Source organism: Methylobacterium sp. A49B, assembly GCF_053346215.1.
Genome location: NZ_JBKFBO010000071.1, coordinates 286,247 through 294,350 on the forward strand (window position 1 = coordinate 286,247; position 8,104 = coordinate 294,350).

The 8,104-nt window shown below is 69.3% G+C and carries 5 protein-coding genes and 1 pseudogene; all 6 read right to left on the reverse strand.

Translation table 11 applies throughout. From position 1 onward, the window contains the following. Positions 1 to 4 precede the first annotated feature (4 nt). Complete coding sequence (locus ACLBX9_RS08375) at positions 5 to 3,214, reverse strand: PAS domain-containing protein (RefSeq protein ID WP_447718600.1); 3,210 nt, start codon at positions 3,212 to 3,214, stop codon at positions 5 to 7. Between the two features lie 184 nt (positions 3,215 to 3,398). Next, the gene (locus tag ACLBX9_RS08380) at positions 3,399 to 3,608 is read right to left on the reverse strand and encodes a hypothetical protein (protein WP_447718601.1); all 210 of its coding nucleotides are present in this window, start codon (positions 3,606 to 3,608) and stop codon (positions 3,399 to 3,401) included. A 296-nt stretch (positions 3,609 to 3,904) separates the two neighbouring features. After that, entirely contained in the window at positions 3,905 to 4,537 is a 633-nt protein-coding gene (locus ACLBX9_RS08385) for a tyrosine-type recombinase/integrase (RefSeq protein ID WP_447718602.1), read from the reverse strand. Between the two features lie 219 nt (positions 4,538 to 4,756). Further along, the gene (locus ACLBX9_RS08390; RefSeq protein WP_447718610.1) at positions 4,757 to 5,665 is read right to left on the reverse strand and encodes an SDR family NAD(P)-dependent oxidoreductase; all 909 of its coding nucleotides are present in this window, start codon (positions 5,663 to 5,665) and stop codon (positions 4,757 to 4,759) included. 37 nt (positions 5,666 to 5,702) lie between these two features. Continuing rightward, complete coding sequence (locus ACLBX9_RS08395; RefSeq protein WP_447718603.1) at positions 5,703 to 6,590, reverse strand: alpha/beta fold hydrolase; 888 nt, start codon at positions 6,588 to 6,590, stop codon at positions 5,703 to 5,705. Positions 6,591 to 6,645: 55 nt separating this feature from the next. Beyond that, positions 6,646 to 7,727: pseudogene (locus ACLBX9_RS08400) on the reverse strand (catalase family protein). Positions 7,728 to 8,104 lie beyond the last annotated feature (377 nt).

The following is an 8,104-nucleotide window of genomic DNA, read 5'->3' on the forward strand; positions in this document are numbered from 1 at the left end:
CTCCTCAGGAATGCTGCAACTGGACGAGCGGCGCACGCATCGTCGCCTGGAACCCGGACGGCGGGTAACGGAGGTCGACACCCCCCGTTCCCACGAGGCCGAGGTTGATCAGCCGCGAGCCGAAGCCCTTGCGCCCGGTGTTCGCCGGGGGCGTCGGGGGAGGACCGCCCTGTTCCGTCCAGTCGAGCGACACCTCGCGGCCTTCGCCCTCGCCCTCCAACCGCCAACCGACCGCAACCCGTCCGTCCGGCACCGACAAGGCACCGTACTTGGCCGCGTTGGTCGCGAGTTCGTGCAGGAGGAGCGATAGCGAGAGCGTCGCCCGCGGCCCGAGGTCGAGTTCTGGACCCGCTAGGTGGACGCGGTCGTCGTGCCCGGCGTTGGCCAGCACTGCCTTCATGACGTCCTTGGCCGGAGCCGCCGTCCAGCTCTGCCGCAGGAGCACGTCGTGGGCCGACGAGAGCGCGTGGATGCGGCGCACGAACGCCTCGACCGGCGCGCGCTCGGGCACCGAGCGGAGCGTCTGAGTGGCGATGGAGATCACCATCGCGAAGCTGTTCTTGAGGCGGTGCGAGATCTCCTCGTTGAGGACGCGCTGCTCCGCCTCGGCCTGGATGCGCGCCACCGCGCTCTGCACGCGGTCGGCGACGGTGCGCACGAAGGCGAGGTCGTCCGCGGTGAAGGGGTGGTGGTCCGCCCAGTTGAGGAACGCGATGCCCACGAGCCGGCCGCGCTCCAGGATCGGCACGTTGAGCAGGACTCGCGTGTCGATGGCCAGCAGCGCCGCCGCCGTGTCGCGGGTCCGGGGGTCTAGCGCCACGTCGTCGATGGCGACGACCTCGCCGCGCTTGAGGTCCTCGATGTAGGAGCCGTAGGCGCGGAACCCGTGCATCCCCGCGACCGACACGGTGCCGGGTGCGTGCCAGTCGGTCATGACCTCGACCGTCTCGCGCGCAGGATCGACGAGGCCGTAACCGGCCCGGGTTGCGTCGGTGGCCCGGGCGAGGATGCCGGCGGCGGCCTCGACCAGGGCCGGCACGTCGTCGAGGTCGCGCAGGCGCTCGCCGAGTTCGAGCAGCGCGTCGCGCCGTACGTCCGCCTCGACGCGGGCGGTGACCTCCAGGAAGATCATGCCGAACCGCTCGGCACCGAGCGGGAAGGCGCGTCCCTCGTACCAGCGCCGGAGGCTGCCGACCCGGCGCGTGAAGGTCACCGGCTGCCCGGTCTCGACCACCGCTGCGCACTCGTCGACCCAGATGTCCTCGACGCCGGGCAGGACCTCGCGCAGCGTCCGCCCGACGACCCTCGCGGGCTCGATGCCGATGAGGGTCCCCCAGGCGGCGTTGACGTCGATGTAGCGCCAGTCGGTGATACGGCCGGCCCCGTCGCGCACGACCTCGCCGACGAGGAAGCCCTCATTCAGGCGCTCGAACAGGCCGCGCCAGTGGGCCTCGCTCTCGGCGATGCGTGCCTCGGCGACCTTCCGTTCGGTGACGTCGACGGCAGTGCCGGAGAAGCGCACCGGCACGGCGGCTTCGTAGATCAGCTTTCCGTTGCATTCGACCCAGCGCAGTTCCTCGCCGGGGAGGGCCAAGCGGTACTCGACGAGAAACGGCGCCCCTTTTTCGAAGGTCTCCGCGATGGCAGCCCTCAGGGGGGCGATGTCCTCGGGAACCACGTGTTCCTGGTACTGCTCCATCGTCAGGCCGGCGGCGGTTCGCGCGACGTTAAGCCCGTACAGGCGCGCGAAGTTGGCGTCGCCGTGCAGGAGGTCGGTGTCGACCATCCAGTCCCACAGCCCGACCACACCCGAGGCCGTCAGCGCCATCTGCAGGCGGTCCTCCGCCAGCCTCAGCGCCTGCTCGGCCGCGTGCCTGCCTTCGATGTCGAGGAGGACGCCGGGGAAACTCAGCGCCGTGCCGTCCGGACCGTGTTCGACGCGCCCGTTCGCCTCGATCCAGTGATAACGGCCGTCGGCCCGGCGCACGCGGTACTGGTGGGCGTAGGCGCCGCCCCGGAGGATCGCCGCCGTGATGGCCGCCCCCAGGCCGGCCTGGTCCTCGGGATGCACGGTTGCCACGATCTGCGCGAGCGGGATGCCCTCGCGCCCGAGCGCCGGGTCCAAACCGAATGACTGAGCGAACGCCTCATCCACCGTGAAGCGGTCCGAGGGAATGTCCCAGTTCCACGTACCGATGATCGCACCGGCCTCTAGGGCGAGTTGCACGCGCTCGGCGTTCTCGCGGGCCAGCGCCTCGCTCGCGCGCAGCGCGGTCTCGACCCCGCGCCGCGCTGTGGTGTCGGCGATGAGCATCGCGACGCGACCGCCACCGACGGGGAAGAGGTGGGCGTCATACCAGCGCCCGAGCGGCGCCGCCTCGCCCTCGAACCGTAGCGGTTCGCCCGTCCTGGCGACCTGCCCGTAGGCGTCGTGCCAGTGCTGCTCGATGCCGGGTGCGACCTCGGTGGCCCAGCGTCCCACGGCGTCCGACAGCCCGGTATGCCGCTCGAACGCCGGGTTGGCCGCGAGCACGCGGTGGTCGACCGCCCGCCCGTCGCCGTCGAACTTCACCTCGCAGATGCAGAACCCCGCATCGATGTTCTCGAACAGCACCCGGTAGCGCGCCTCGCTCGCCTGCTGCGCCGCCAACGACCCTTCGAGGCGCGCGGCGTCGGCGAGGGCCGACTCCTGGGCGCGGCGTTCGCCGGCCGCGGTCCGGCGCAACTCCATCAGGCTGCGGACCTGACGAGCGAGGGCGCGCAGGTCGTCGGCCTGCTCGGAGGTCAGGCCGTCCGGACGCGGGACGGTGTCGATCACGCACAGCGAGCCGAGCACGGACCCGTCCGCCATGCGCAGCGGCGCGCCGGCGTAGAAACGGATGCCCGGCCCGCCGGTCACCAGCGGGTTGGCCGCGGTGCGCGCGTCCTGCGTCAGGTCGGGGATGACAAGGAGGTCGGGCTCGGCGAGGACGAACTTGCAGACCGAGCGGTCGAGGTCGGTCTCGCAGTGGGGGAAGCCGATCCCGGCCTTGAACCACTGGCGGTCGTGGGCGACGAGGCTGACGAGGGCGACGGGCGTGGCGCAAAGGCGCGCGGCGAGCCGGACGACGTCGTCGAAGCCCTCCTCGGGCGCGGTGTCGAGGATGCCGTAGCCGTCGAGCGCGGCGAGGCGTCCTTGGTCCAGGACAAGGCTTCCGGGCAAGTCGTTCTGCATCACCGGCACGAGCGAGACCGCAGGCCCCCTCCGTGGCCGATTTCCCCTTGTTACCGATCGACGCGGCTTTGGCTACGCGGCTTCTTGCACCGGGAGGCGCCGGGCGCCTTGGCGTGAGGCGAGACGGCCGCCGTCCGCTTCCCGGCCGCCGATGTCCGGCCGCGTCCCCCCCGGGCGACGCCGGTCAGGCCCGCCTTGCGTAGCGACCGTCGTCGCGGGGCTCGAAGTAGCGGTTGTGGGCGACGCGCACGTCCATCTTCTTCCTGAGGGTCGCGGGGTTGAGAGACTCCCTGTGGAGTGCGGCCCCGCGGACGGTCACGCCTCTGAGCTCGGGCAGGATCTCGGCCGGAGTCAGGGCGCCGCCGGCGGAGATGATCTCGAAGATCTCCTGCATGACGCGGTCCCAGAACTCCAGGGCGCGGAAGCGGTCGAGTTGGTTCTCGATCTTCGCGAGGCGGGCTCGAACAAAAGAGGTGGCTCGCCGTCGGTGACCTCCGCCCAGGCCTTGAGCGCGGCGTTGTCGGCCTAGATAGGCTCGATCATCCCAAGCAGGCACTCAGTACCCTTATTGCTGCCCGCGGGCGTGTCCGCTCTTGGGGCTGACTAATCACACGCCAAATTGCCGGAATGGGCGCGATACGGCCCGGCGGCTTGAAGGCCCCCAGGCGCTGCCGCCGAGGGGCCCGCCATTCAGATCTCGGTGCCCTCCGCCAGGACGAGCGCATCCTCGACGTCCACCCCGAGGTAGCGCACCGTGCTCTCGATCTTCGTGTGCCCCAGCAGGATTTGCACCGCCCGCAGGTTGCCGGTGCGTTTGTAGATCAACGACGCCTTCGTCCGCCGCAGCGTGTGCGTCCCGTAATCCTCCGCTCGCAGCCCGATGCCGGTGACCCATTCGTCCACCAGACGGGCGTACTGGCGCGTGCTGATGTGCGCCGCGTGGTCGATCCGGCTGGGGAAGGCGTAGTCGTCGAGCGCCCCGCCTCGGCATGTCAGCCACGCGAGGATGCTGGTGCGGGCCGGTTCGAGCAGCTCGAACTGTACGGGCCGGCCGGTCTTGCGTTGGACGACGACGGCACGAGTGCGAATGCGACCACCGCTGACGAGGTCACCAATCTTGAGCTTGACCACGTCGCACCCGCGCAGCTTGCTGTCGATGGCGAGGTCGAACAGGGCACGGTCGCGCACGCGTCCGGCGCGGTCGAGCCAGAACCGGACGGCCCAGACCTGCTGGGGTTTGAGGGGCCGTTTGGCGCCGAGCTTGCGCCCGGCGTTCCACGGGCGGCGATCCTTGAAGGCGGGGTCGTGTTCGGAATGTCCCATCGTTGTTCTCCCAGCCGGCCCATGCCGGCGGGGGATGAGGACGCGACGGCACGTTCGCCGCAGCTATGACCGACCATGTAGGTCGCCCTGCGCGTCACTCGGGGAGCGGACAGGCAGCCACCTACCCCACCCAGTCATTGCTGTGAGGAAGCAGAGCTCCATAAAGCAGCCGTCTGGTGTGTGTATCAGCACCGAACGGCTGCTGGTCCGCACGAAGCCTTAGACCCCCATGGTCATCACGGAGCCGCCGTCGACCCTAAGGAACTCGCCGGTGATGAAGCTGGCGTGTTCCGAGCAGAGGAACGTGACCGCGGCAGCAACTTCCTCCGCGCGGCCTCGGCGCTTGGCGACGATGCCGGGGCGCTCCTCGTCCAGGGTCAACTTGATTGCCTCGTCGAACGTGATGCCCTTCTCTTTCGCTTTTTTCTCCATCTGAGCGTCGGTCATCGGCGTCGCGATAAAGGCCGGGCCGACCGCGTTCACGAGCACGCCGTCAGGACCGTAGGCCTTCGACAATCCCTTCGTGAGGTTCAGGACACCGGCTTTGGCGGCGGCATACGGCAGCTCCTCCACGTAGGGCTGCACCGCGTCCTCCGAGGAGAACAGCACTACGCGACCCCAGCCTGCCTTGCGCATATGCGGGATGAAGGCCCTGGCCGCGCGCACGCCGGCCATGAGGTCGGTCTGGATCGCCTCCAGCCAGTCGTCGTCGGTGAGGTCAAGGAAATCCCCGGACGCGCCGGTGATGCCGGCGGCGCAGACGAGGATGGTCGGCTTGTCGTCGAAGGCCATGTTGGCGAAGGCGGCGAGCACCTCGATCCCCTTCGCAATGCTCAGATCCGCCTCCACGGCACGGACCTGGCCCAGGGCCGACAGTTCCGAGGCGGTCGACTGCAGTTCGAGGCCTTCCTTGTCGGTCAGGACGACATGCACGCCCTCGCGCAGGAGATGTTCGGCGGTCGAGCGACCCATGCCCGACTTGGCCCCTGTGACGACGGCAACCCGCCCGCTGATGCCGAAATTCATGCGTGTCTTCCAGCGGCCGTCCGAGGGGCCTCCCCAGGTCGCGCCGGGGCTTCCTGTGGGAAGTCCGCCTCGTCCCTGGGAGTTCCGTATCGGATCGGTCATGCGGCCCACCGACGTGGACCCCAAAATCGGTCGCGCGTCAGCCCGGGCCCATGAACTTGAGGATCTCGCCGGCAAGGCCCTCGGCGTTCTCCTCGGGCACCCAATGGTTCGACCGCTCGACCGTCCGAAAGGTCACGTCCTTGGCGACCTCCCGCATCATTGCCTCGGTGAAGGGGGCGAAGGCGCTCGCCGCGCCGGCCAGCGCCAGGACCGGCAGCCGGAGCTTGCCGTCGCGCTCGACCTCGGCCCGATTGTGCGAGTCGTCTCTCGGGAAGGCCCGGTAGAGTTCGAACCCGGCCCGCATCGCCCCCGGGCGTGAGAAGGCCCGCACGTAATGTGCGACGGCATCAGGTCCGATGGCCTCCGTGTCGTAGGCGAGGTCCTGGTAGAAGCGCTCCAGGTAGAGTTGCTCCCGGCCGGCGGTCAAAAGCTCGGGCACGTCCGGGGCGCGGTGGAACTGGAAGTGCCAGAGACGGTCCGTATCGCCCAAGGCAGCCCCGTATGCCTCGGTACCTGGCAGCGGAGCCTCCATCACAACAAGCCGCTCGGTTTGGTCCGGGAAACGCCTTGCAAAGGCGTAGGCGACCATCATGCCGATGTCGTGCCCGACCATCGTCACCGATTGCGTCAGGCCGAGATGCCTGTAGAGCAAGGCGTGCAGGTCGCCGGCCATCGTGCGCTTGTCGTAGCCGCCGGGGGGCTTCGAGGAGCCGCCCGCGCCGCGATAGTCGGGTACCACGACGCGTATGCCAGCCTGGGCGAGGAGCGGGACGACCCGTCGCCACTCGTAGGCAGTCTGCGGGTAGCCGTGAACCAGCACGAGGGTGCGCGCACCCTCGCCAGCTAGCCCGTAGTGGAGCCGCACGCCCGGTTCCACCTCCGCGGAGTCCCACTCGACCGCGATGCCGTCCAAAAGTTCACGCATCCATGTCTCCCGGTATTCCTGGCGGCCGCTATCGGGACGTTGACGGCGCGGCCGTTCAGCCCGGGATGCGATCGATGGAGCCCGTGTTCTCCTCCGCCACGCCGTTCTCCCGGTGGCGGAAGTCGCTTAGCGCGCGGTAGACCTGAAGACGCGCCCGCATCACCGAACCGAGTGGCTGGTGCGCCGCCAGGCTGTGCGCGGGGCGGAAGGTCATCACCTCGTCGAAGTAGCGAACCCGCTCGGGGGAGTAGGCGTCCTGCCGGGGCAGGCGGAGCGTCGCCACCGTGCGGTAGGGGCTGATCGCGACCGGCCAGTCGACCGAGGCATCCTCGATGGGCTGGCGCTCAGCATCGGTCCAGAGCTGCGCCTTCAACTCGAAGACCACGTCAATCTCACCGAAGAATGCCGCCGCCGCGTGGCGAAAACCGTCCTCGTCCCCGTGCGGGTCAAGCCGCCATTCGGCGAGGTCCCGTTGGGCGGGCGAAGCCGGGACCGCCCCGAGCTTGGCACATAGTCGCCGAAGCGCATCGGGGCCTGACTGAAGTAGCTGTCGGCGAGCGGGTGGCTGTAGGGATGGCCGAGAAAATCGGCCATGGCGCTCTCGGTGCCGAACGCGTGCAGCACTCGGTTGAGGTTGCGGGCTGAGGCCGCGACGGCGCTTTTCACGCCCTCCGGCAGGCCCGTCGATTTCCCGATGACGGTGCCGTCGCGCAGGAAGCCCGCCGCCGTGCCCGACGGGAAGGTCGTGCCGGTGGCGAGCACGAAGTCCTGGGTGTCGACGTCGTGCCCGGGGAGCTTCTCGCCCGGCACTCCGAAGACCTTGATCGACATGCCGCGGTGGGTCGATACCCGGTCGCCCAGGATCTCCCCGGGCCCTTGCGCGAAGCGCACGGCCACCTTGTGCGTACCCGGCCTAGCGAACAGGCCTTGCGCGAGTTCCGGGGGCAGGTTCTCCGGAACGACCAGCTCCCCGACGACGCAGGCCGAACTCTTGGCGTGGCTCGCGCGTACCGCGCGGTGCTCGCGCTTCTCCACGACCTGCGACTGCTGGGTCATCCCCTGGATGATGCCGTCGATGGACTTCTGCTCGTCCGGGGCGGGCGTCTCGATGTCGGGGGCGTAGCGAAGGAATGTCATCGGCGTATCCTCGACGTGTCGTCCGCCTGCGGGGTGATTTCACGAAGGCTGGGATCGGGACGCGGGGTCCGAAGGCCGCCGGATCGCGGCCGCGCCTGGGCAGAGAGAAAGACCGCACCGTCGACAAGCCGCGCCGGCCTCCTGCCGTTCCACACCTCGTTCATGGGCGATTGAATGCCGCACAACCTGGAACGTCGCCGGGTGAGCGGGTGTTCTGTCCTGGCCGCCAGCGGGAGACAGACCTTGCGATCACCGGTGCGATACACTCCCGACGTCGAGGCGGTGCTGCCGGACGAAGGGCAGACCATCGAGCAGCTCAACCAGACCTTCGATAAGATCCTGAACCGGGTCGCGGAGCATTCGGGCCATGCCGTGCG